The following is a 20,677-nucleotide window of genomic DNA, read 5'->3' as shown; positions in this document are numbered from 1 at the left end:
CGGATCGGTGACGAGGGCACGTTCGTTCCGAGACGCGGATATGGGGTGAGAGGGCGGGTGGTTCCAGTCGGAATGCGGATGCGATCAGGCAAGCGCGGCGCGCATGATTGCCGCATCGGCCAGGAGCCTCCGGATCGCGTCGCACGCGCCCATGGATGACACCGCCGGTCTGCTTGTTCGCGCTTTGCGGGCATGTTAGCGCGCTCGCGCCGCGATGATCGGGTCTTGAGCCGCGACGCGAAGCCGGGCCGGGCGTCGACGCCCGAAAACACCAGGAAGGAGACACGTCATGGCCGACACTTCGGCACCGAACGGCGGCGCGCCGCAGACCGAAGACCTCGCGCCGGCGATCAACGCCCTCGCGCAATACGCCAAGGACCTCTCTTTCGAGAATCCGCTCGCGCCGCGCTCGCCGCAGGCCCAGGACGGCGGACCGCAGATCAACATCCAGGTCAACGTCAACGCCCAGCAGCTCGCCGAGCAGGATTTCGAGGTCGTGCTGACGCTCGAAGGCAATGCGAAGGTGAAGAACGAGGTGCTGTTCGCGTTCGAGCTGAAATATGCCGGCGTGTTCCGCATGCAGAACATCCCGCAGGACCAGATCCATCCGGCCGTGATGATCGAGTGCCCGCGCCTGCTGTTCCCGTTCGCCCGCCAGATCGTCGCCGACGCGGTGCGCAACGGCGGCTTCCCGCCGCTCTACATCGATCCGATCGATTTCGTTGGCCTCTATCGCCAGAAGGCGGCCGAGGCGCAGGGCGAGGCCGCCGAGACCAGCGGTCCGCTGTCGTCCTGATTGGAGGACGCCCTCGGCCATCGCGGTCGGGAGCATCGCCGGTTCCGTCAGCCCGCCGCGGTCTCGCGTTCGAGACGGCGGCGCAGCCGGGTCGCGCCGTAGGCCTCGGCCAGGCGCTGGCGCGCAGCGTGCACCGGAGCCGCCTGGCGCTCGGCGCGGGCGGCGGCGATCACCAGCAGGGTCGTCGCGATGGAATGCTGCAGGCGTCCCTGCGCGAGGACGTCGCCGGGCGCGGCCGGCATCGTGTCGACATGTGCCATGGTCAGCCCCTTGAGCGCTTACGGCTCCGACGCTCTCTGGTGGAGCGGTCGGAGCCATATTCGCGGTCCGCTTGTCGCCAACAAGGCAGCTTGGCCGTATCGGTGCCGGACGATGGGGCCGTGAAGGGCCGATCAGGCGCCGCAAACGGCTTCGATCTTGCTCTTCAGGGTGGCCGCGTTGAACGGTTTGACGATGTAGTTGTTCACGCCGGCCTTCTTGGCGGCGATGACGTTCTCGGTCTTGGACTCGGCCGTGACCATGATGAACGGTGTCGTGCGCAGGCCCTCGTCCGCGCGGACGTGGCGCAGCAGCTCGTAGCCGGTCATGGGCTCCATGTTCCAGTCGGAGATCACGAGACCGTATTTGCGGGTCTTGAGCCGGCCGAGGGCGGCCGTGCCGTCCGAGGCGTCGTCGACGTCCTCGAAGCCGAGCTGCTTCAGCAGGTTGCGGATGATGCGGACCATCGTCTGATAATCGTCGACGACGAGGATCGGCATGCCGAGGTCGAGGGCCATGGAAGGTCTGCTCCGAGGGCGGGGCCGGTGCCGTCATGCGGCCCCGTAATCGCTGACAATTTACCGAAGCGATGTTGCGAAGCGGTTAATCGCAGGGACGGGCCGCGCAGTTCCGGGCTCGCTTGACCCGCTCTCCGCTTTTCGACAGGGACGGCGTCGCATTCGCAACACGCAGGACCCGATGTCGTCTGGCGAGGAGATCCCCCCGCGCGGTCCGTCCCGAGCCGACAGCCTTCCGGAGCGGGCGGCGCGTTTCACGATCTTTCGCGGGGAGGGGGCGCCTCCGGCCGAGTTGGCCGGAGCCGTCGCCGCGCTCGGCAATTTCGACGGCGTGCATCGCGGCCACCGCGCGCTCGTCGACGCGGTGCGAGAGGAGGCTCGCCGGGCCTCGCGCGCGCGTCCTGCCGCCGCCCTCACTTTCGAACCCCATCCACGTGCCTTTTTCGCACCCGACCAGCCGATGTTCCGTCTCACCGGTCCGGCGGCGAAAGAGATCGTCTTCGCGCATCTCGGTCTCGACGGGCTGATCGAGCAGCGTTTCGACGCGTCGCTCGCGACCTTGAGTCCCGCGGAGTTCGTCGACGGTCTGCTCAAGACACGGCTCGGGCTCTCGGGCGTCGTCATTGGTCACGACTTCCATTTCGGGCGCGGCCGTTCTGGCACGCCCGCGATCCTGGCCGACCTCTGCGCCGCAGCTGGCCTCGCCTGCCGAATCGTGCCCGCCGTCTCGCTCCAACCCGGCGAGGGTCCGATTTCGTCGAGCGCGATCCGCGCGGCGCTGGGTGCGGGAGCGGTGCAGGAGGCCAACGCGCTTCTCGGCTACCGCTGGTTCGTGCTCGGTGAGATCCGCCACGGCGAGAAGCGCGGACGCGATCTCGGATTCCCCACGGCTAACGTCGCCCTCGATTCCTGCGGCCTCGCCCACGGCATCTACGCGGTGCGCATGCGCCTGGGCGACGGCACCCTGCGCGACGGCGTGGCGAGCTACGGCCGCCGCCCGACCTTCGACAACGGTGCCCCGCTGCTCGAGACCTACCTGTTCGACTTCTCCTGCGATCTCTACGGGCAGGAGGTCGCGGTCGAGTTCGTCGACTTCATCCGCGGCGAGGAGCGCTTCGCCAACGCCGAGGTGCTGGTCGCCCGCATGCATGTCGACGCCGCGGAGGCGCGTGCGATGCTCGCGGAGGACCGCGTGATCTCGATGCTCGCCTGACGGACATTACTCCGTCAGGCGCCGAACGGGCGAGAGATCAGGTCTTCAGGCTGATCTGTCTGGTCGAGACATCGCTTGCGGCTCACCGAACCAATGTGTCGCAGCGTCGGCAAAGTCCTCGCAGGCATCGTCACTGGCCCAGGCGACCATCCCGTCCGGGCGGACCAGAAGCGCGCTAACACCCAGATGCGCTCGCGCATCACTCGCGACGTAGCCGATCCGGTCGCCCCACCGCGTTGCGAGTGCCCTGAGCGACGCCCGGGCTCCGAAGTCGAGCACCAGGCCCCGTCCTGTCCGCAGGTGCTCGTTCAGCCGCGTGCCATCCGCCAGTTCGAAATCGGGCGCGCTGCGGCCCGTCAGCGGATGGCCGCCGCCGAGATCGTAGCGCTGTCCGACGCCCCAGACTCGCTCGGCGAAATGGGTCGCACCATCTCGCGTCTCAGCGAGATCGCTGACGACGGACCGAAGCGCGCGCGACGCGGGGCTCGGACGCATGAGCGCGATCTGCGCGCGCGACCAGTCGAGAACCCGCGCACCGATCGGCTGCCGCTCGCGTTCGTAGCTGTCGAGCAGACCCTTCGGCGCGTCGCCACGGATCGTGGCCGCAAGCTTCCAGCCGAGATTTATCGCGTCGCCGAGCCCCAGATTGAGGCCTTGGCCCCCTAGCGGCGAATGGACGTGCGCGGCATCGCCGGCGAGCAGCACGCGGTTGCTGCGATACGCGCTCGCCTGAAAGGCACGATCGGTCCAGGTGGTCGCGAGCACCACCTCGGTGATCGTGACGTCGGTTCCCGAGACCTTGCGCAAGACCGCCTGGAGATGGTCACGGGTGACGGGGTCGGTGCGGTGAAAGCCGCCGCCGTCGAAATCCACCATCGCGATCGTGCCCGGCGCGGCGTAGGTGTACGTGCCCGTCGCGGTGTCGTGCCGGCCAGGCACGAGCTTCTCCGAGTCAGCCAGAACGACTTGTGCCGAATACCCGGTCAATTCCGGATCGGTGCCGGCGAAGCCGATTCCGGCGCTCTTGCGAACGAGACTGCGGCCGCCATCGCAGCCGACCAGCCAGCGCCCACAAAACCTCCTTCCGCCAGCGCCGACGTCAACGCCCTTTTCCGTCTGCTCGATGGCTTCGACGCCGTAATCGCGCATGATCACCACGCCCGTTGCGACCGCGCGTCGTGTCAGAACCGCCTCGACGCCGGACATATCCGTTGCAATGCCCTCGGCCGCATTCGGCAGCCGATTGGGCCATTGAGTGCCATCGACACGGTCATGGAAGAATGTGATCCCAGCGAAATGGCCCGCGGACCGGCGCGGCTGCCGCATCCAATGGGCGGCCGCGGGAACATCCCGGCTGACGGCCTGGTTCTTGAGGTCGTTCAGAAGGCCGCGCCGATCGAAACTCTCGACGGTCGGCACGTTGAGACCACGAAGGCCGAGCGGCAGCGCCTTCAAAGGCGAATGCGGATCTCGTGCCTTTTCCAGAACGAGCACCGAACAGCCCGCGAGCCGAAGCTCGCAAGCGAGGAACAGACCGACCGGACCAGCCCCGGCGATGATGACGTCATGAGTGTTCTGAAGGTTCTCGGACATGGATGGCTCCAGGGTCGAAGTTCGACCGGAGCGTTCCTCGAGCTTCGGGACCCACCGGACGAACGATGGGGCGCATGCGGCGCCCGGCGTTCGTCGCGGGGATCCCGGCCTGAAGCCAAAGACCAGAGCTTTCGTTACCGAAAGGACTTGGGCTTACCAAACCAAGTCTGCCTTTTCCGACACGATCCGAATACGGGCGCAGCGCGCCGGCGACAAGATCTGCGATCTCGGATCGACGGCGAAAGGAACCAGGCGTTGCCTCCCACACACGCGGATTCCCTCGCGCACCCGGAAACCAAAGCGGCTCCCGCCGCGTAACGCTTGGCGTGCCTCCTATCCGAGGCGCGCGCGGAGGACCCCTCATGAATGCCTTCATCGCCGTCGTGCTCGTCTGCGCCAACGGCGTCCCGCAGGACGCTTGCACCGACGACAAGGCGAGCGAGGTGCGCAAGGTTCGCGTCGCGAACGAGCTCGGCTGCACCAGCGGATGGCAGGAGATCATTGCCCGCACCGACCTGCGCGACGAGATCGGCAAGACCTCCTACCTCAAGACCGAGTGCCGCCGGGTGAAGGAGTAGGGTGCCCCGACCGGCTCAGTCCGCGGAGATGTCCTGGCTCAGGCCCAGCGCATCGAGGCCTTCTTCCAGGAGGTCGCTGGCATTGGGCGTATGCAGGAGTTCCTTGAGCGCGCCGTCGCCAGCCGCCTGGCGCTCGCGGGCGAAGGCAACGGCTCCGTCCCAATCTTGGGCGTCGTAATCGCCGCGGCCGACATAGAGCAGCGCCAGGAGATCGGCGCGCTGGTCGTCGTTGAGCCCCCGGATCAGGCCGCGTACCTCGCTCTCCGTGGCGTCGTCCGTGCCGGAGGTGAGGACGTCCGTCGCGCCGTCGTCGATCGGGTTCGAGCCCGAATCCGGGTCGGTGATGCCCTCCTTCACCTCCAGCGCCTTCAGCCGCAGGACGAGGTCGGTGACGGTGTCGACGGCGATGTCCATGGAAACTCCTGACGGGGTGACGGAAAGAAACAGGCCGAGCCTGGGAGCCGTAAGCGGAGCCGCGGCGTTCGGAATGCGCCCTGTGCTCCCCGGTCCCGATGGCCCGAGACCAGCCAAACCCCCGAAGGCAGCGAAGGGTTCGAACCTGTGCGGTACCAAATCCGCCTTCTCCGTCCCTGGAACGTCGCACCGGCTCCGATGCATCTTCCTTCCAAAAAGCCGAGATGTTCGGCCCGATTGCTCCGCCTCGCCGGCTCGGCGGTGCTTGCCGTCGCCTGGATCGCTCCGGCGTGGGCCGAGCCCGAGACTACGTCTCCGTCGTGCTACCCGACGGCCGGCGGCGCGCTTGAGATCTGCCGGTCCGGGGGCGAGCCAGAAGGCGTGCTCTATGCACCGCCGACGTGCCGCTTCGCCTCCGGTGTCCAGATCGTCCGGCTGCAGGCGCGTGGCGCGCCGGGGCCGCTCCAGGCCGTGTTCGAAGCCGAGCCACCCCGCAAGGACAAGCGCGGCAAGGAGACCTGCGAGCCGGATCTCAGGGCGACCGATCCGGCGATCGGCGCGTCCGTCCGCTCGGGCCGGCTGACCGAACAACTCGCCGGAGCGATGCCGCCGAGCGCGTACCGGTTCTGGAGCGGCACGACGCAGACGGAGGCGCGCCCGACACGCAGGCACCGTCGCGGCCATCGGCGCCGGGAGGCCGAACCTGCCGAGATCAAGCCCGCGGCCGTGGCGCGCGAGGGCGTCGGCGCCCGCGATCCGATGACGGTGGCCGGGCGCGACTGGGCGGGCGACGACTATCACTACGTCTTCATGATCGCGACGGAGGCGAACGAGGAGCGCCGCCGCCACGTGCTGATCCAGGCGCGGACGCTCGACTTCGAGGCCTTCGACGTCCGGCAGCGCTCTGGAGGCACGGAGGCGGCCGAATGGTTCCCCTTCGGCGAACGGAAGGCCGAGACGCGCGGCCGGCGCTCGCGCCGCTCCCGCTCAGCCGAGCCGCCGCCCCTAGCCCCCGTCCTCGACGAGGCCGGCAAGCCGATCGTCGGCAACTGCACCGGCGAGGGTTTCGACGTGCAGGGGCTCGTCGGCTCGTTCAGCGTCGTCGGTCAGGTCTACCACTACTTCTATACCGACGTTCTGCCCTCGGATTGCTCCGAGCCGCCGGCCAAGCGCCGGCTCGGGCTCTACCTGCGCACCAGTCGCGACGTCACGGCCGAGAAGGCGTGGTCGGCCCCGCAGACCGTGATCGACGTGCTGCCGCCGGATACGCTGGTGCGGGTAGGCAAGGCCAAGGGGATGGAGCGCTGGGCGATGGCCTATTCCTGCTTCCGCCCGGCCGATGCGCCCGGCGGTCCGGTCGCCGACATCTGCCTGCACTACACGGCCGACCTGTCGACCGCCTCCTTCAAGACGCTCCCGCTCTTCGCCGAGCCGATGGGCGCGGCGCGCTCGCCGTCCTATCTCGCTCTGCGCTCAGGAGGAGACGGCGGCGGCCGCTACAGCCGCGACGGCTTCTTCTGGATGACCGACCGCTACGGCAACGTCGACACGCCGGCGGCCTATCCCACCAAGGGCGGCTTCCTGACCTGGCTCGACCGGTTCGCCCCACGCTCGGACGGGAGCGTGGGTTCCAGCCTCTACGGCCGGCCGGTCTATTGGTCGACTTGGACGGTGCGGCGGCGCTGATGCCGGCTCAGGCGGCAGATCCGCCAGGGGCAGCCGGCTCTTCGACGGTCCGGGTATGATCCGGTCCGCCGAACAGGTTCGAGGGTTCGGAGCGCCACTGGCCGGTCTCCGGGTTCTCGGCCCTCCGGTGCGCCCACAGCATCATCACCGCGACGAGCAACCAGGAACATCCGATCCCGATGAACAACGCCATGCGACTCACTCCCGTGTGGCCAGCTCGCCGATCGACGACATCGCGATGATAGAGGCCGCCCTGCGGGCGACAAGGCTTGCCATCACGCAAGTTCTTGAGAAGGCTCGGTTCGGCGCGAAACCTGCCTTGCTCCGGGCAGCACCACATTCGCCGAACCTGCCGCTCACGAGACGGGATCTCGCATGAAACACGTCAAATGGCTCGTCCTGCTGCCGTTCCTCGGCATGCTCGGAGGGCCGTTCGTGCTCAACCGGGTCGAGCCTCTGGTACTCGGCCTGCCGCTGCTGTTGGCGTGGCTCGTCGCCTGCGTTGTCGCGAGTTCGGCGGTGATGGGCGTGATCTATCTCTGCGATCCCGCCCGCTCGGAGACCGAGTGATGAACGCCGCGCTGCCGATCATCGCGCTCGCCGTCGTTCTCGCGCTCGGCCTCGGCCTGTGGGCGCGCGCGGGCCACGACATGAGCCTGGAGCAATGGACCGTGGGCGGGCGTGGCTTCGGGACGATACTCGTCTTCCTGCTCATGGCGGGCGAGGTCTACACCACCTTCACCTTCCTCGGCGCCTCGGGCTGGGCCTACGGCAAGGGCGGCCCGACCTACTACATCCTCTGCTATCTCTGCCTGATCTACCTGATCTCGTACTGGCTGCTGCCGCCGATCTGGCGCTACGCCAAGCAGAACAAGCTGTTTTCGCAGCCCGATTTCTACGCCGCGAAATACGAGAGTCCGTGGCTTGGCGTGCTCGTGGCGCTGGTGGGGCTGGTGGCGCTCGTCCCCTACATGGTGCTGCAGCTCAAGGGCCTCGGCATCATCGTGGCCACTGCTTCCTACGGCGCGATCTCGCCGACCGTGGCGATCTGGATCGGAGCCGCCACGGTTACCGCCTATGTGATGGCCTCCGGCGTGCGGGGTTCGGCTTGGAACTCCGTCATCAAGGACATCCTGATCCTGTCCGTGGTGGTCTTTCTCGGCCTCTACCTGCCCTACCACTTCTATGGCGGCATCGAGCCGATGTTCCGGGCGATCGACCAGGCCAAGCCCGGCTTCCTGGCGCTGCCCGAGCGGGGACAGAGCGCGAGCTGGTTCGCCTCGACGACCCTGCTGACGGCGCTCGGCGGCTGGATGTTCCCGCACATCTTCGGCTCGGTCTACACGGCGCGCGAGGCGAACGTATTTCGCCGCAACGCGGTGTTCCTGCCGCTCTACCAGCTGATGCTGCTCTTCGTGTTCCTGGTGGGCTTCGCGGCCGTGCTGCAGGTGCCGGGGCTGAAGGGGCCGGATGTCGACCTCGCCCTGTTCAAGCTCTCGATCGAGGCCTTCCCGCCCTGGTTCGTCGGCGTGATCGGCGCGACCGGCGTGTTCACCGCCCTGGTGCCGGGCTCGATGATCCTGATCGCGGGGGCGACGCTCGTCGCGCACAACCTCTACCGGCCGCTGCGCCCCGCCGCGACGGATGCCTCGATCGGCCGTCTCGCCAAGCTCGCGACGCCGCTGCTGGCGCTGATCTGCGTGGGCTTCACGCTGCATGGCGGCGAGACCATCGTGCAGCTCCTGCTGATGGGCTACGCCTTCGTCACGCAGCTTTTCCCGGCGCTGCTCACTAGCCTGTGGGCACGCAATCCGCTGACCAAGGAAGGCGCGGCGGCCGGCATCGTCGCGGGCGTCGGAACGGTGGCGGCGACGGCCATCGGCGGCCACACCATGACGAGCCTGTTTCCGGCCCTGCCTGGCGCGATCCAGGACGTGAATATCGGCGCCGTGGCGCTCGTGCTGAATGTCGTCGTCGCTTTGCTCGTCAGCCTCGCGACCCGGCGGGCGGGTTCGAGCGAGGCCGTCGCGACGAAATAGTCGAAAGACCTACCGCCTCGTCATTCCGGGTTCCGCTCACGCGGCCCCGGAATGACGATCGTTCGGCGAGTTTAGGCCCGCGCGGCGTGGCTGCGGTAGAGCAGGCGCACGGCTGAGAACGGGAGCAGGATCGCCTTCACCACGGCGGTGACGGCAAGGACGGCGAGAACCGGTAGAATCGCTACGCAGATTCCGATCACGGGCATCGCAGGCTCCATTGTTTGCTGGGCTGCGCCGATGGCGTGGCCCGGAGGGGACATACCGCGACCCAATCGCGGCAATACGAAGGACAGATCCCGCCTCTTTGCGGAATTTTGCCGAGTACGGGCATCCGGTCAGGCCGCCCGGCCGGCGCGCGGATGCGCGGCGTCGAAGGCGCTCATCAGCCGGGCTGCGTCGACGCGGGTGTAGAGCTGCGTCGTCGACAGCGAGGCGTGGCCGAGCAGTTCCTGGATCGCGCGGAGCTCGCCCTGCCGCGCCAGCAGATGCGTCGCGAAGGAGTGGCGCAGGGCGTGCGGGGTCGCGCTCTCGGGAAGGCCGAGGGCGCCGCGGAGCGAGGCCATCGCGTATTGGATGATCCGGGGCGAGAGTGGGCCGCCCTTCACGCCGACGAAGAGCGGACCCTCGGGCGCGAGGAGATGCGGGCAGGCGGCCAGATAGGCGGCAATCGCTTGGGAGACCGCCGGCAGCACCGGCACCGAGCGGACCTTGCCGCCCTTGCCGAGGACGCGAACCTCGTCCTGGCCGGGCGTCGGCGCGTCCTTGCGGGCTATGCCCAACGCTTCCGAGATGCGCAGGCCGGAGCCGTAGAGCAGCGCGATCACCGCCGCGTCGCGGGCGAGCACCCAGGGCTCGCGCTCGTCGTCGGGTCGGCTTCCGGATTGCGTCGCCGCAACAGCCGCCTCGACCGGTAGCGGGCGCGGCAGGCGACGCTCGACCTTCGGCGAGCGCACTGCGCCGAGCGCCGCGATGCTCCCATGGCCCTCGCGTTCGAGATGACGGCCGAAGGAGCGGATGCCGGCGAGTTCGCGCATCAGCGAGCGGCCACCGAGCCCGTCGGCGCGCCGCGCGGCCATGAAGCCGCGCACGTCGCGCGGCTTGAGCGCGATGAGTTTCTGGATCGTCGGCGTGCCGAGACGCCGGTCGAGATGGGTCAAGAATTCGCGCAGGTCGTGAGCGTAGGCCTCGCAGGTGTTGCCCGCCATGCGGCGCTCACGAGCGAGGCTGTTGAGCCACCCGAGCGCCAGGCCGCGTAGGGCCGCGTCGCCGGGGAACGACACGAGGTCGTGCTCGGCTGCGGGATCGTCCGCGGGGGAGGGGTGGGCTGCCATCGCTGGCGCCCATCAACGTCCGTTAGGGTTGATACGGAGTTAACAGTGCGCGCGTCGATCGACGGAGGCCGGCTGGGCCGAACCGCGAGACAGGATGCCGCACAATAGTTTCCCAGCTAATTTTTAGCTGTTCCAAATAGCGAACCAATGAAAAAGCGCGCCCCGAGGGGCGCGCTGTAGTTCGTGTGTTGGACACTTCCTGGGAAGAAGTGATCACAGGATAGATCGGTCTGGTATTTTCTTAAAGCGTATTCATTGTGCAAAAATCACATGGGCGCCGATGCGAGACGGGCATGGCCACACCCTGTGAATCATGAGGATCGTCACACGCCGATCCGCTCGATGATCTTGCGGACCTCCTGCGCGTCGATCGGCATGCTGAAGAACCGGCCCTGCACCTCGGTGCAGCCCTCGCCGGTGAGGTGCGAAAGCTGCTCCTCGGTCTCGACGCCCTCGGCGATGGTGGGGATGCCGAAGCTGGTGCCGAGCCCGAGGATCGCGCTGACGATGGCGCTGCAGTCGCGGCTGCTGGTGACGTCCTCTACGAAGGACCTGTCGATCTTCAGTTTGTCGAACTGGAACATGCGCAGGTAGCTGAGGCTCGAATAACCGGTCCCGAAATCGTCCATCGAGATCCGCACGCCGAGCGCGCGCAGTTGGTTCAACGTGTCGATGTTCTTGTCGGTCTTCTGCAGCAGCACCGATTCCGTGATCTCGATCTCCAGCCGTTCCGCCGGCAGCCCGGAACTCGCCAGCGCGCTGACCACTGAGGGGACGAGGCTGCCGCGCAGGAACTGGACGGACGACACGTTGACGGCGATGGTCAGGGTACCGGGCCAGCCGGCCGCTTCTTGGCAGGCCTGACGCATCACCCAGTCGCCGATGGGCACGATTAGGCCGATCTCTTCCGAGAGCGGAATGAATTCGGCCGGCGAGACCATGCCGCGGGTCGGATGGCGCCAGCGCAGCAGGGCCTCGAAGCCAGTGACCTTGCGGGTGCTGAGCGAGATCTGCGGCTGGTAGAACACCTCGAACTGACCGAGCGCCTGGGCGTTGCGCAGGTCGAGTTCCAGCGCGCGGCGTGCCTGGACATGGGCATCCATGGCCGGGTCGAAGATGCGGAAGGTGCCGCGGCCCTCGACCTTGGCGCGATACATCGCGAGATCGGCGGATTTCAGCAGCTCTTCCGGGTCGTCGCCCGGGCCTGCGCCGATGACGATGCCGATGCTGGCACCGATCATGGTGAGATGACCCTGGATGTGGCGCTCGCGGCTCGCGATCTCGATCAGCCGGTTCGCCAGGGTGATGGCATCCTCCGGCTGCCGGTTGCCGACTTGGAGGACGGCAAACTCGTCGCCGCCGAGTCGGGCGATCCGGTCGGAGCGCCGCATGGCGCCGCGGAATTCCTCGCCGACGGCCTGGAGCAGCATGTCGCCCATCGAGTGGCCGAGGGTGTCGTTGACGCCTTTGAAGCCGTCGAGATCGATGAACAGGATCGCCACGCTCTGCCCGGGATCGTTCGCGGCGGCGGCGAGGCCACTCACCAGTTCCTCGCGGAACTGCCGGCGGTTCGGAAGACCGGTCAGCGGATCGTGGAAGGCGAGGAAGCGCGAGCGCGCCTCGGATTGCTGGCGCTGGACGATCTCGCCCTGGAGCTGCTGGTTGATCTCGACGAGCTCACGGGTGCGCTCCTCGACGCGCAGTTCGAGCTGGTCGTTGACCTGCCGCAGCGCGTGAGCCGCCGAGGCGACCTTCTCCTCGGCGCGCTTGCGGTCGACCTGGGCGTTGACCCGTGCCAGGGCGACTTCGAAGTCGACGGGCTTGGTGACGTAGTCGTTCGCCTCGAGGTTCAGCGCCTCGACGACGTTCTCGGACTCGGCCTTGGCCGTCACCATGATGACGGGCAGCTGCAGCGGCGTGTATTTGGACCGGATCGTCTTCAGAACCTCGATGCCGTCGATCTCGGGCATCATCACGTCGAGCAGAATGACGTCGTAGCTCTCCTGCTCGATCATCTGCAGCGCGCGCGCACCGCCATCGGCCTCTGCGACCGCGAACCCGCGCCGGGCGAAGCGCCGCAGCAGGATCGTCCGATTGTCGGCGATGTCGTCGACGATGAGGAGCCGGGGCGCACGCTGCACCTCGACGTCGGCCGCCACGTCCACCGGGCCGAATTGCTCGACCGCAAGATTGTCGCGAAAGTTCATCAGAACGATACCCCAAGGGCGGGTTTCAAGGCGGCCGTCGAAGGCGCCACGAGAGGAGAGTGGTCCGGCGGAGCGCTCGCTTCGGCAGCGGCCTCCGAGACCTCGGCCGGGATGCAGAAGCTGAACACCGAGCCTCGTCCGGGTTCGCTGGTCACGCCGATGCTGCCGCCCATGAGCGTGCAGAGCTTCTGGCTCAGCGCCAGGCCGAGGCCGGTGCCGCCGTATTGGTGCGCCGTGGCGGCCGAGACCTGCCGGAAGTTCTCGAACAGGCGCGCGATGTCGGCCTGGGAGATGCCGATGCCGGTATCGCGCACCCGCACGTCGAGCCAGGTGCCGGTGGATTTCCGGTCCATCCTGACGGAGAGCGTCACGTTGCCATTCTTGGTGAATTTGGAGGCGTTGCTGAGCAGGTTGACCAGGATCTGGCGCAGCTTGGTCTGGTCGGTCTGCATCGAGCCGAGCGGCGTCAGATGCTGCACGATCAGGCTGTTGCCGTTGGCCTCGGCGAGCGGCTTCACCGTGGCGACGACCTGGTCCAGCAGATAGGCGAGATCGAAGGTCTCGACGTTGAGCTCGATCGTCTCGGCCTCGATCTTCGAGAGGTCGAGCACGTCGACCACCAGCGAGAGCAGGTGACGGCCGGCGGCGTTGATGCTGCGCACGTCCTTCTGCTTGGTCTCGTCGGTGCCGGGCGGAATGTTCTCCAGGATCAGCTCGCTGTAGCCGATCACCGCATTGAGCGGCGTGCGCAGCTCGTGGCTCATCTTGGCCAGGAAGACCGACTTGGCCCGGTTGGCGGCGTCGGCCAGTTCCTTGACGACCTGGAGCTGCTCGTTGGCGGCGAGATAGCGCTCGGTTTCCTTCTCGATCTGCGATCGCATCGACATGACGTGCGAGTAGTAGATCGCCATCCAGGACATGTAGAGCGTCGCGGACACGATCGAGATCCAGGTCACGACCGACAACTCGCTCGCCGAGACGATCTCGGGGAAGTCAGTGCAGATATAGGCGATGAAGAAGACCGTGACGTTCACCGCGAACAGCGCGACGATCAGCATCGGCTGCTCGGAGAAGTAGAAGAAGCCGAGCAGAAGCGCGATGATCAGCCAGGGCAGGCAGGGCGAGCTGGCACCGCCGTAGAAATAGGTCCCGAACAGGGCGGTGAAGGCGAGGAGCTCCACCGACAGGATCGCGGCGAGCTTGATGTTCTGCGTGAACTTCAGGACGAACGGCAGCGTCCAGAACAGGCACACGCACGCGATGACCGTGAAGCAGGCAAAGCCGGGATTCGGGTCGGTGCGATACAGGAACACGCACATCGACTGGGACATCAACGGCCCGAAGATGTGCGTCAGCACGAAGTTGCGCGCGACCGAGAGGTCCGAACGCTCGAGATGCGCGGACTGGGGAATGAACCAGTCGACGATGTGCTGGACGGATGGTCGCATCAACGCGGCTCGGCTCCTAGGCAGAAGAACGTATGATTTCAAACATTAATTTTATGTATATGGGCGCTCTGGCCAAAGAATTTCATGGTGTTAATTTCCTGTAAAACATACTCAAGAAATCAAATTTCCATTAAACGTTGCATGGCTTTGTCCGTGGCATATCTTGATCTGCTGCCGCGCATTCGGTCGTTGTAGCTTTGCAGATCATGTCTCGCTCCGGTCGGCGTCTTGCGACGGGATGAGCGAGAGTTCGGAAAGCAGCCCATGTTCCGGAACTTGAAGCTCGAGAGGTTCGACCGGTTCGTCGACTGGTTTCTTCATCCGAGCATGGTCGACGACAAGTCCAAGCGGAAGCAGGCCCGGCTCTTTCTCTTGAGCCACATCCTCGGGCCGTTCCTCGGGAACGGCGTCGCATTGGTGCTCTTTCTCGCGGAACCGGATCCTGGCTTCGAGATCGGCGTACTTCTTCTCGGGATCGGCGGGTTCTGGGTGTTTCCGTTCCTGCTGCGCTGGTTCGGGCGCCTCGAGTTGCTGGCACTGATCTCGATCCAGAACCTGACCTTCAGCGTCTTGTGGGTGACCTACTTCTACGGCGGGGCGACCTCACCGTTCCTGACCTGGATGATCACCATCCCGCTGCTGGCCTTCTTCTATGTCGGGGATTCACGGGCGATGCGGCTCGCCATCCTCGTGCTGCTCGGCGTCAACGCGCTTGGGTTCTACGCAGTCTATCATCTGTTCGACGCGCCGGCGCACGGCATCTCCACGATCGCGATGCAGCGCCTCGGCCTGCTCTCGACGGCGGCGATCGCCCTCTACGTGACGATGATGGCGCTCTATTACGCCAAGGCGCTCGCCTCGCAGGCCGAGCTCGAATCCGTGATGCGCAGCCACCGGGCGACGGCGTCCGCGCTGAAGCAGGCCGCGCTCCAGTCCGAGCGCGCCAGCGTCGCCAAGGTCGAGTTCGTCGCCAAGATGAGCCACGAACTGCGCACCCCGCTCAACGCCATCATCGGCTACAGCCAGATGCTGATCGAGGAAGCCGAAGGCGAGCAGGAGGACGAGGATTTCGTAGACCTGCAGCGCATCCAGAGCGCCGGCCAGCACCTGCTCAAGCTCGTGAACCAAATCCTCGAACTCGCGAAGATCGATTCCGGCCGGATGGAGGTGTTCAACGAGAGCCTTTCGGTCGCGGAGATCGTCGAGGGCCTCGTGAATGGCCTGCGCGCCAGCGCGGCGGAGCGCGGCAACACGCTCACGGTCGCCCTCGATCCGGAGATCGGCATCATCACCGGCGACCGCATGAAGATCGAGAACGCCCTGTCCCAGGTCCTGCACAACGCGATCAAGTACACGGAGAACGGCGCCATCACGGTGACGGGGGCGCGCGCGGTGGCTCCCGGCGGAGAGGTTTTCCGGATCGGCGTCCAGGATACCGGCATCGGCATCGCGGCCGAGCATGTCCCCCACCTGTTCGAGCAGTTCGCCGACAGCGACGAGCAGACGGCGACGAAATATGGCGGCACCGGGCTCGGACTGGCGCTGGCGCGCAAGCTCTGCCGCCTGATGCAGGGCGACATCGCTGTCGAGACCGAGCTCGGCCGCGGCAGCCGCTTCACCGTGACCCTGCCGGTTGCGCCCCCGGCCGCGGCGATGCCGCAGCCTTCCTCGGCGCCGGATCTACCGGCACCGGATGCCGACTATCCGCAGGCCCTGGCGGCCTGACGCTGGTCACACGAAGGGAGATCGGACGCGATGTCGAAGATCCTGATCGTCGAAGACAACCCGATGAACAGCGACATGCTGTCCCGGCGCCTCACGCGCCAGGGCTTCACGACGGTCATCGCCGAGGACGGCCCGAAGGGCGTCGCCATGGCGGTGTCCGAGGCGCCCGACGTGATCCTGATGGACGTGGCGCTCGGCGACATGGACGGATGGGAGGCCACCACCGCGATCCGTGCAGACGGACGCAGTGCGCATGTGCCGATCATCGCGCTGACGGCGCACGCCCTGTCGAGCGACCGTGCCCGGAGCATCGAGGTCGGCTGCAACGACTTCGACACCAAGCCCGTCGACATGCCGAGGCTGCTCGGTAAGATCGCGAAGTGCCTCGAGCCGGCCTGATCGATCAGGGATCTCCGAGCAGCAATTCCCCTTGCGGCGCCGGCTTCTTGGCTCGCACCGGCCGCTCCCGCGCCTCGGCTTTCGGCCGCCGCGGTCGTGCCTTCGGCTCGGACAGCATCCGCGCCTTGGCCTTGTCGCGGGCGATGGCCTCGGGCGCCTGAGGGTCTTCGGTCAGCCACTTGCCGTGCTTGATCACCTCGTTGACCCGGCCCTGGTTCACCCCGACCTTGAAGGCGATCTCCTGCTGGGTCATGCCGGTGGAGGCGTGGAGTTCGAGGATCGAGCGGGCGAGTTCCGGAGTCATCTTCTGCCCGGTGAGGCGCCGTGCCGGGCGAACGCTGCGCGTTGCGCGGTCGCGCTCGCGCAGCCGCTGCAGCAGGGCCAGCGCCATGTGCATGCCCTGCTCGCGCAAGGCTTCCTCGAATTCCTTTAGCGTCGCCATGACGGGCTCCTCGCGCCGGCAAGAGCCGGCGTCGTCCGATCAACGGCCCACGCAACTCCGGGGTTGCCGGGCCGCTCGTCCGAACCCGTGAGTGTGGAACTGCTGCGGGGCAGGGTGCAACGGCCGCCCAGTCTCATCCACCGACTTTAGCTGGAGCGTGGCGTCGGACCGCTGTACCCGACGACGCGACCCGAGATCGGTGACTGGGATCCACCTATTTTGCCTCGCGCAGGAAGGTATAGGTGGCCGTGTACGGCACCTCCGACACCGCTCCCGCCTGATCGCACCCGCCCGATTTGACGCCGCCATGCGTGTCGATGCGCTGCACGGCCGTGACATCGCTCAATGTGCCACTGCCGGATCGGGAGGCGACGGAGAGGCGAAGCCAGGGGATGTCGTCCGATCCCGGCGCGTTCTGCTTGGCGGCGACCTTGCCGACGATCCGGCTGCCGTCGGAATACTCCCAGGACGGCCCCGCGAAGTGCCGGATCACTTTTTCCTTGCCCACGAATAGGTCGGCGCGCGGCTCCTTGAAGGTCCATTCGAGTGCGCCGGCCGACGAAGCCTTGCACTCGTAGACCTGCACGCCGGTCGCCGTGGTCGTGAGGACGGGCACGTCGCCGGGCGATCCGATCGGAGCCGCGGTCTGCGCCCCTGCGGCAGAGGCGGATGCCAGCATGGCGAGAGACAGTGTAATCGATTTCATCGGGTGCCGTTCCTGCGATGGTATGATTGAGGGCGCCCTTAGGCCGGCGCGTCTTGAGTGAACTCCCGCCACAGCAGGATCAGCGCTGCCATTACTGCAGGCCCTACGAACAAGCCGAGGAGCCCAAACGTCTCGACGCCGCCGAGGATGCCGAGCAGCACCCAGACGAAGGGCAGTCGCGTGGTCCCCCCGATCAGGGCGGGACGCACGAAATGGTCGGCCACGAAGGTGACGACGAAACCCGAGGCGACGACGATGATCGCCGGTACCACGCCGCCATTGCCCGCGAGCAGGAGCGCGGCGAGGCCGAAGGCGACCGGGGCGCCGAATGGGATCATCGCGGCCACCGCCGTCATCGCACCGAACAGGATCGGGTGGGGCACGCCCGCAAACCAATAGACGATGCCGAGTAGGATGCCCTCGCCGATGCCGACGAGGACGAGGCCGTCGACGGTGCCATGGACGGAGGCCACCATCTGCCGCGCCACCCGCTCGCCGCGCGGACCGAACAGGCGGTGGCTCGCCGTGAGGCACTGCGCGACCACGGTTCGACCGTCCTTGAACAGGAAGAACAGGGTCAGCAGCGCGAAGCCGAACAGCACGACCCGATGCACGACGTTGGCGCCGACGGTCTTGGTCAGATCGCGGTTGGAGGCGGTGTTGACGTGGCCCAGCATCTCCTTCGCCCAGCCGGCATGGGCGAGGTTCGTGTTCCACCAGTCGGTGACCTGCTGGGCGCCGAAGGGCAGCCGCTCGACGATGGCCGGAACCGGGATGCCGAATTGCTCCGCATTCTTGGCGTAGTCGAGGAGGTCGTGGGCCTCGTGCACGGCTTCGACCGCGAGCAGCACGACCGGGATCAGGAAGGCGAGCGCCACCACGGCGGTGAACAGGCTCGGCCAGAGGATGTTGTGCCTGCCGGGCGGAAATCGCCGTTCCGCCTTCGCGTAGAGTGGCCACAGCGCGATGGCGAGCACGACGGCCCAGACCAGCGCGCGCAGGAAATCCGACAGGACGTAGAGGCCGAGGCCCAGCAGAGCGGCGGCGAGCGCCACGCGGGCGATGGCCTGTCCCCGGTCATCTGCCGGTGCCGTGAACGGCCGTGCCCGAGACTCTTCGCCCGCCTGCATGTGCTGCTGCTCCGCCGCTCATCCCATCGCTCGATGCATCTAGTTGCAGAGAAGGCCGTGAGGAATAAGTGGGCGACACGAAACGTGTGCGCGATCTCGTGCAGTCCGTCTGGGTCCCACCGAGGGTGGGCGGCAAGGTTGCCCGTGCTCCCTGGCTTCGTGTAAGGGGTCGCGTTCCGCGCCAAGGTCACCGAGACCGGCGGGATTCCCCCGGATCGACCGGTCGAGACACGAGAAAGCGGCGAGCCACGCATGTCCACCGACACCGCTACCTTTGACCGCGTCGCGGACATCATCGCCGACACCGCCGACATCCCGCGCGAGAAGATCACGCCGGAGAGCCACGCGATCGACGATCTCGGCATCGACTCGCTGGCCTTCCTCGACATCGCCTTCGCGGTCGACAAGGCCTTCGGCATCAAGCTGCCGCTCGAGCGCTGGACCCAGGAAGTCAACGAGGGCAAGGTCCCGGCCGAGGAGTACTTCGTGCTGAAGAACCTCTGCGCACGCATCGACGCGCTCGTCGCCGAGAAGGCCGCCAAAGCCTGATAGCCCGGGGCAAGGACCCATGCGGCTCGAATATTTCGAGATGATCGACCAGGTGGTGCGGCTCGACCGCGCTGCCGGCCAGATCGAGTGCCTCGCGCTCGTTCCCGAGGCGAGCCCGGTCTTCGAGGGCCATTTTCCGGGTCACCCCCTAGTGCCGGGCGTGCTGCTCACCGAGACCATGGCGCAGGCCTCCGGCTATCTCGTTCTCGCACATCTCGACTTCGCGCAGATGCCATTCCTGATGGCGGTGGACAAGGCGCGCTTCCGCTCCTTCGTCGGCCCCGGTGCCCAGCTCGCGATCACCGCGAGCCTGGAGCATGACGGTTCCGGCTATGCCGTGACCAAGGCCTCGATCCGCCACGAGGGCAAGGCGCTCTGCGACGCGGAGCTTCGCTTCCGCACCATGCCGTTTCCGGAGGGACTGGACGCGCCGATGCTTGAGCGAGCGAAGAAGATCGGGCTGCTAGACATCGACGGAGCGGCAGCGTGAGCGGACGCAAGGTCGTCATCACCGGTATCGGTCTCGTCTCCTGCGCGGGTGAGGGCGTCGAAGCCCATCTCGCCGCCTATGAGGCGGGTGAAGCGCCGCGCACCGATTCCGAGACCTACGCGCCCTATCCGGTGCATCCGGTCGCGCCGGTGGCGCTCGACACGCAGATCCCGAAGAAATCGGACCAGCGGCAGATGGAGGGCTGGCAGCGCCTCGGCGTCTACGCCGCCGGCCTCGCCCTCGATTCCGCGGGCCTCAAACACGATGTAGCCCGAAAAGCGGCTCTGCATCTCATCGTCGCCTCCGGCGGTGGCGAGCGCGACTATGCCGTCGACGGCGCGATCCTCACCGGCCTGCGCGATGCGGAAAATCCCGGCGCCTATCTCAACGAGCACCTGCAGAACGACCTGCGGCCGACGCTATTTCTGGCCCAGCTCTCGAACCTGCTCGCCGGCAACATCGCCATCGTCCACGGCGTGACCGGCGCCTCGCGCACATTCATGGGCGAGGAATCGGCCGGCGTCGACGCGCTGCGCATCGCCCATGCCCGCATCGCCTCCGGCCAGGACGACGCCATGCTGGTCGGCGGCTCCTACAATGCCGAGCGGGCCGACGTTCTGCTCGTCCACGAGATGGGCGGCTTCCTTCACAAGCCCGACTATCGCCCCGTCTTCTCGCGCGGCGGTGAGGGTAATGGCGGCTTCATCCTGGGCAGCGGCGCGGCCTTCCTGCTGCTGGAGACCGCCGAGCGCGCGGCCGAGCGCGGCGCCAAGCCCTTCGCCGTCATCGATGCGATCGCCAATGACCGCGTCCGCCGGAAGCCCGGCTCGGTCGCCGAGGCCCTGCCGCGCCTGCTGCGCGAGGCGGGCGTGGCGCTTCCCGACGTGATCCTGTCCGGCGCCACCGGCGTCGCCAGCCTCGCCGAGGAGGAGGCGCAGGGCCTCAAGGCGGCTTTGCCCGGCGCACGCATCCGCGCCACCGGCGACGTGATCGGCCATCCGATCGAGGCTGTGGCCTCCTTCGGCACGGCGATCGCAGCGGCGCTCTGCGCGGCCGGCAAGGCGCGCGAGGTGGCGATTACCTCCGTCGGCCATCGCAGCGGCGAGGGCGTCATCCGGGTCGTCGCCGCCTGATCGTGCACACCGGGAAAACTTG

23 protein-coding genes are annotated in these 20,677 nt (G+C 67.1%); 11 read left to right on the top strand and 12 right to left on the bottom strand.

Annotated features, from left to right (window positions below; genetic code table 11):
- Positions 1 to 289: 289 nt before the first annotated feature.
- Positions 290 to 796, top strand: a complete 507-nt coding sequence (gene secB / locus GGR33_RS06550) for a protein-export chaperone SecB (RefSeq protein WP_183503076.1) — start codon at positions 290 to 292, stop codon at positions 794 to 796.
- A gap of 47 nt (positions 797 to 843) precedes the next feature.
- Here the strand turns inward: secB and GGR33_RS06545 are convergent, their stop codons facing one another.
- Entirely contained in the window at positions 844 to 1,056 is a 213-nt protein-coding gene (locus tag GGR33_RS06545) for a hypothetical protein (protein WP_183503074.1), read from the bottom strand.
- Between the two features lie 132 nt (positions 1,057 to 1,188).
- Positions 1,189 to 1,572, bottom strand: a complete 384-nt coding sequence (locus GGR33_RS06540) for a response regulator (RefSeq protein WP_147044648.1) — start codon at positions 1,570 to 1,572, stop codon at positions 1,189 to 1,191.
- Positions 1,573 to 1,753: 181 nt separating this feature from the next.
- On the opposite strand from GGR33_RS06540, the gene GGR33_RS06535 reads away from it, so the two are divergent.
- A complete protein-coding gene (locus GGR33_RS06535; RefSeq protein WP_183503072.1) occupies positions 1,754 to 2,785 on the top strand; it encodes a bifunctional riboflavin kinase/FAD synthetase in 1,032 nt (343 codons plus the stop codon).
- A 45-nt stretch (positions 2,786 to 2,830) separates the two neighbouring features.
- On the opposite strand, the gene GGR33_RS06530 is transcribed toward GGR33_RS06535, so the two are convergent.
- Positions 2,831 to 4,378, bottom strand: a complete 1,548-nt coding sequence (locus tag GGR33_RS06530; RefSeq protein ID WP_183503070.1) for an FAD-dependent monooxygenase — start codon at positions 4,376 to 4,378, stop codon at positions 2,831 to 2,833.
- Positions 4,379 to 4,740: 362 nt separating this feature from the next.
- Between GGR33_RS06530 and GGR33_RS06525 the strand changes: the two genes are divergently transcribed.
- Entirely contained in the window at positions 4,741 to 4,956 is a 216-nt protein-coding gene (locus GGR33_RS06525) for a hypothetical protein (protein WP_183503069.1), read from the top strand.
- 15 nt (positions 4,957 to 4,971) lie between these two features.
- Here GGR33_RS06525 and GGR33_RS06520 read toward each other — a convergent pair whose 3' ends face one another.
- The gene (locus GGR33_RS06520; RefSeq protein WP_183503068.1) at positions 4,972 to 5,370 is read right to left on the bottom strand and encodes a DUF3775 domain-containing protein; all 399 of its coding nucleotides are present in this window, start codon (positions 5,368 to 5,370) and stop codon (positions 4,972 to 4,974) included.
- A gap of 237 nt (positions 5,371 to 5,607) precedes the next feature.
- On the opposite strand from GGR33_RS06520, the gene GGR33_RS06515 reads away from it, so the two are divergent.
- Entirely contained in the window at positions 5,608 to 7,056 is a 1,449-nt protein-coding gene (locus GGR33_RS06515) for a hypothetical protein (protein WP_210301858.1), read from the top strand.
- Between the two features lie 7 nt (positions 7,057 to 7,063).
- Here GGR33_RS06515 and GGR33_RS06510 read toward each other — a convergent pair whose 3' ends face one another.
- Positions 7,064 to 7,249 carry a hypothetical protein gene (locus GGR33_RS06510; RefSeq protein WP_183503067.1) on the bottom strand — a complete coding sequence of 62 codons (186 nt, stop codon included), beginning with the start codon at positions 7,247 to 7,249 and terminating at the stop codon, positions 7,064 to 7,066.
- 182 nt (positions 7,250 to 7,431) lie between these two features.
- Here GGR33_RS06510 and GGR33_RS06505 point away from each other — a divergent pair, with 182 nt between their 5' ends.
- Positions 7,432 to 7,626 carry a DUF3311 domain-containing protein gene (locus GGR33_RS06505; RefSeq protein WP_183503066.1) on the top strand — a complete coding sequence of 65 codons (195 nt, stop codon included), beginning with the start codon at positions 7,432 to 7,434 and terminating at the stop codon, positions 7,624 to 7,626.
- A complete protein-coding gene (locus GGR33_RS06500) occupies positions 7,626 to 9,095 on the top strand; it encodes a sodium:solute symporter family protein (protein ID WP_183503065.1) in 1,470 nt (489 codons plus the stop codon). Before GGR33_RS06505 ends, GGR33_RS06500 begins: the two co-directional genes overlap by 1 nt.
- Positions 9,096 to 9,166: 71 nt before the next feature.
- On the opposite strand, the gene GGR33_RS26220 is transcribed toward GGR33_RS06500, so the two are convergent.
- The 4 genes from GGR33_RS26220 to GGR33_RS06485 form a co-directional block, all read right to left on the bottom strand.
- A complete protein-coding gene (locus GGR33_RS26220; RefSeq protein WP_267922292.1) occupies positions 9,167 to 9,301 on the bottom strand; it encodes a hypothetical protein in 135 nt (44 codons plus the stop codon).
- Positions 9,302 to 9,430: 129 nt separating this feature from the next.
- Positions 9,431 to 10,426, bottom strand: a complete 996-nt coding sequence (locus tag GGR33_RS06495; RefSeq protein ID WP_183503064.1) for a tyrosine recombinase XerC — start codon at positions 10,424 to 10,426, stop codon at positions 9,431 to 9,433.
- Between the two features lie 323 nt (positions 10,427 to 10,749).
- On the bottom strand, positions 10,750 to 12,633 hold the full coding sequence (locus GGR33_RS06490) for a putative bifunctional diguanylate cyclase/phosphodiesterase (protein WP_183503062.1): 1,884 nt from the start codon (positions 12,631 to 12,633) through the stop codon (positions 10,750 to 10,752).
- The gene (locus GGR33_RS06485; protein WP_183503060.1) at positions 12,633 to 14,081 is read right to left on the bottom strand and encodes a sensor histidine kinase; all 1,449 of its coding nucleotides are present in this window, start codon (positions 14,079 to 14,081) and stop codon (positions 12,633 to 12,635) included. The genes GGR33_RS06490 and GGR33_RS06485 overlap by 1 nt, the downstream gene beginning before the upstream one ends.
- Before the next feature lie 264 nt (positions 14,082 to 14,345).
- Between GGR33_RS06485 and GGR33_RS06480 the strand changes: the two genes are divergently transcribed.
- Together GGR33_RS06480 and GGR33_RS06475 are read left to right on the top strand one after the other, a co-directional pair.
- The gene (locus GGR33_RS06480) at positions 14,346 to 15,806 is read left to right on the top strand and encodes a sensor histidine kinase (protein WP_183503058.1); all 1,461 of its coding nucleotides are present in this window, start codon (positions 14,346 to 14,348) and stop codon (positions 15,804 to 15,806) included.
- A 30-nt stretch (positions 15,807 to 15,836) separates the two neighbouring features.
- Positions 15,837 to 16,205 (top strand): response regulator, encoded by a 369-nt coding sequence (locus GGR33_RS06475; protein WP_183503056.1) that lies wholly within the window; start codon positions 15,837 to 15,839, stop codon positions 16,203 to 16,205.
- A gap of 4 nt (positions 16,206 to 16,209) precedes the next feature.
- Here GGR33_RS06475 and GGR33_RS06470 read toward each other — a convergent pair whose 3' ends face one another.
- From GGR33_RS06470 to GGR33_RS06460, 3 genes are all read right to left on the bottom strand, one after another.
- The gene (locus tag GGR33_RS06470) at positions 16,210 to 16,647 is read right to left on the bottom strand and encodes an RNA polymerase subunit sigma-70 (RefSeq protein WP_183503054.1); all 438 of its coding nucleotides are present in this window, start codon (positions 16,645 to 16,647) and stop codon (positions 16,210 to 16,212) included.
- 214 nt (positions 16,648 to 16,861) lie between these two features.
- Complete coding sequence (locus GGR33_RS06465; RefSeq protein WP_183503052.1) at positions 16,862 to 17,353, bottom strand: DUF3455 domain-containing protein; 492 nt, start codon at positions 17,351 to 17,353, stop codon at positions 16,862 to 16,864.
- A 38-nt stretch (positions 17,354 to 17,391) separates the two neighbouring features.
- The gene (locus tag GGR33_RS06460) at positions 17,392 to 18,483 is read right to left on the bottom strand and encodes an AI-2E family transporter (protein WP_183503050.1); all 1,092 of its coding nucleotides are present in this window, start codon (positions 18,481 to 18,483) and stop codon (positions 17,392 to 17,394) included.
- A gap of 252 nt (positions 18,484 to 18,735) precedes the next feature.
- Here GGR33_RS06460 and GGR33_RS06455 point away from each other — a divergent pair, with 252 nt between their 5' ends.
- The 3 genes from GGR33_RS06455 to GGR33_RS06445 are packed head-to-tail and all read left to right on the top strand — an operon-like array spanning position 18,736 to position 20,655.
- Positions 18,736 to 19,032 (top strand): acyl carrier protein, encoded by a 297-nt coding sequence (locus GGR33_RS06455; RefSeq protein ID WP_183503048.1) that lies wholly within the window; start codon positions 18,736 to 18,738, stop codon positions 19,030 to 19,032.
- Positions 19,033 to 19,051: 19 nt separating this feature from the next.
- Positions 19,052 to 19,522: a 3-hydroxyacyl-ACP dehydratase FabZ family protein gene (locus tag GGR33_RS06450; protein ID WP_183503046.1), complete on the top strand. Its 471-nt coding sequence runs from the start codon at positions 19,052 to 19,054 to the stop codon at positions 19,520 to 19,522.
- Entirely contained in the window at positions 19,519 to 20,655 is a 1,137-nt protein-coding gene (locus tag GGR33_RS06445; RefSeq protein WP_183503044.1) for a beta-ketoacyl-ACP synthase, read from the top strand. Before GGR33_RS06450 ends, GGR33_RS06445 begins: the two co-directional genes overlap by 4 nt.
- The last annotated feature ends 22 nt before the right edge of the window (positions 20,656 to 20,677 follow it).

The sequence above is a fragment of the Methylobacterium brachythecii genome (genome assembly GCF_014196345.1).
Taxonomy (GTDB): domain Bacteria; phylum Pseudomonadota; class Alphaproteobacteria; order Rhizobiales; family Beijerinckiaceae; genus Methylobacterium; species Methylobacterium brachythecii.
The sequence above is the reverse complement of the archived record's forward strand: the minus strand, read 5'-3'. Positions and strand labels throughout refer to the sequence as shown.

What these genes read in the sequence shown, in the direction of transcription:
- GGR33_RS06485 (WP_183503060.1), bottom strand. Translation starts at nt 14,081, where the DNA reads ATGCGACCATCCGTCCAGCACATCGTCGACTGGTTCATTCCCCAGTCC.
- GGR33_RS06455 (WP_183503048.1), top strand. Translation starts at nt 18,736, where the DNA reads ATGTCCACCGACACCGCTACCTTTGACCGCGTCGCGGACATCATCGCC.
- GGR33_RS06510 (WP_183503067.1), bottom strand. Translation starts at nt 7,249, where the DNA reads ATGGCGTTGTTCATCGGGATCGGATGTTCCTGGTTGCTCGTCGCGGTG.
- GGR33_RS06500 (WP_183503065.1), top strand. Translation starts at nt 7,626, where the DNA reads ATGAACGCCGCGCTGCCGATCATCGCGCTCGCCGTCGTTCTCGCGCTC.
- GGR33_RS06545 (WP_183503074.1), bottom strand. Translation starts at nt 1,056, where the DNA reads ATGGCACATGTCGACACGATGCCGGCCGCGCCCGGCGACGTCCTCGCG.
- GGR33_RS06495 (WP_183503064.1), bottom strand. Translation starts at nt 10,426, where the DNA reads ATGGCAGCCCACCCCTCCCCCGCGGACGATCCCGCAGCCGAGCACGAC.
- GGR33_RS06535 (WP_183503072.1), top strand. Translation starts at nt 1,754, where the DNA reads ATGTCGTCTGGCGAGGAGATCCCCCCGCGCGGTCCGTCCCGAGCCGAC.
- GGR33_RS06450 (WP_183503046.1), top strand. Translation starts at nt 19,052, where the DNA reads ATGCGGCTCGAATATTTCGAGATGATCGACCAGGTGGTGCGGCTCGAC.
- GGR33_RS06460 (WP_183503050.1), bottom strand. Translation starts at nt 18,483, where the DNA reads ATGCAGGCGGGCGAAGAGTCTCGGGCACGGCCGTTCACGGCACCGGCA.
- GGR33_RS06525 (WP_183503069.1), top strand. Translation starts at nt 4,741, where the DNA reads ATGAATGCCTTCATCGCCGTCGTGCTCGTCTGCGCCAACGGCGTCCCG.
- GGR33_RS06540 (WP_147044648.1), bottom strand. Translation starts at nt 1,572, where the DNA reads ATGGCCCTCGACCTCGGCATGCCGATCCTCGTCGTCGACGATTATCAG.
- GGR33_RS06465 (WP_183503052.1), bottom strand. Translation starts at nt 17,353, where the DNA reads ATGAAATCGATTACACTGTCTCTCGCCATGCTGGCATCCGCCTCTGCC.
- GGR33_RS06480 (WP_183503058.1), top strand. Translation starts at nt 14,346, where the DNA reads ATGTTCCGGAACTTGAAGCTCGAGAGGTTCGACCGGTTCGTCGACTGG.
- secB (WP_183503076.1), top strand. Translation starts at nt 290, where the DNA reads ATGGCCGACACTTCGGCACCGAACGGCGGCGCGCCGCAGACCGAAGAC.
- GGR33_RS06470 (WP_183503054.1), bottom strand. Translation starts at nt 16,647, where the DNA reads ATGGCGACGCTAAAGGAATTCGAGGAAGCCTTGCGCGAGCAGGGCATG.
- GGR33_RS06530 (WP_183503070.1), bottom strand. Translation starts at nt 4,378, where the DNA reads ATGTCCGAGAACCTTCAGAACACTCATGACGTCATCATCGCCGGGGCT.
- GGR33_RS26220 (WP_267922292.1), bottom strand. Translation starts at nt 9,301, where the DNA reads ATGCCCGTGATCGGAATCTGCGTAGCGATTCTACCGGTTCTCGCCGTC.
- GGR33_RS06475 (WP_183503056.1), top strand. Translation starts at nt 15,837, where the DNA reads ATGTCGAAGATCCTGATCGTCGAAGACAACCCGATGAACAGCGACATG.
- GGR33_RS06505 (WP_183503066.1), top strand. Translation starts at nt 7,432, where the DNA reads ATGAAACACGTCAAATGGCTCGTCCTGCTGCCGTTCCTCGGCATGCTC.
- GGR33_RS06520 (WP_183503068.1), bottom strand. Translation starts at nt 5,370, where the DNA reads ATGGACATCGCCGTCGACACCGTCACCGACCTCGTCCTGCGGCTGAAG.
- GGR33_RS06490 (WP_183503062.1), bottom strand. Translation starts at nt 12,633, where the DNA reads ATGAACTTTCGCGACAATCTTGCGGTCGAGCAATTCGGCCCGGTGGAC.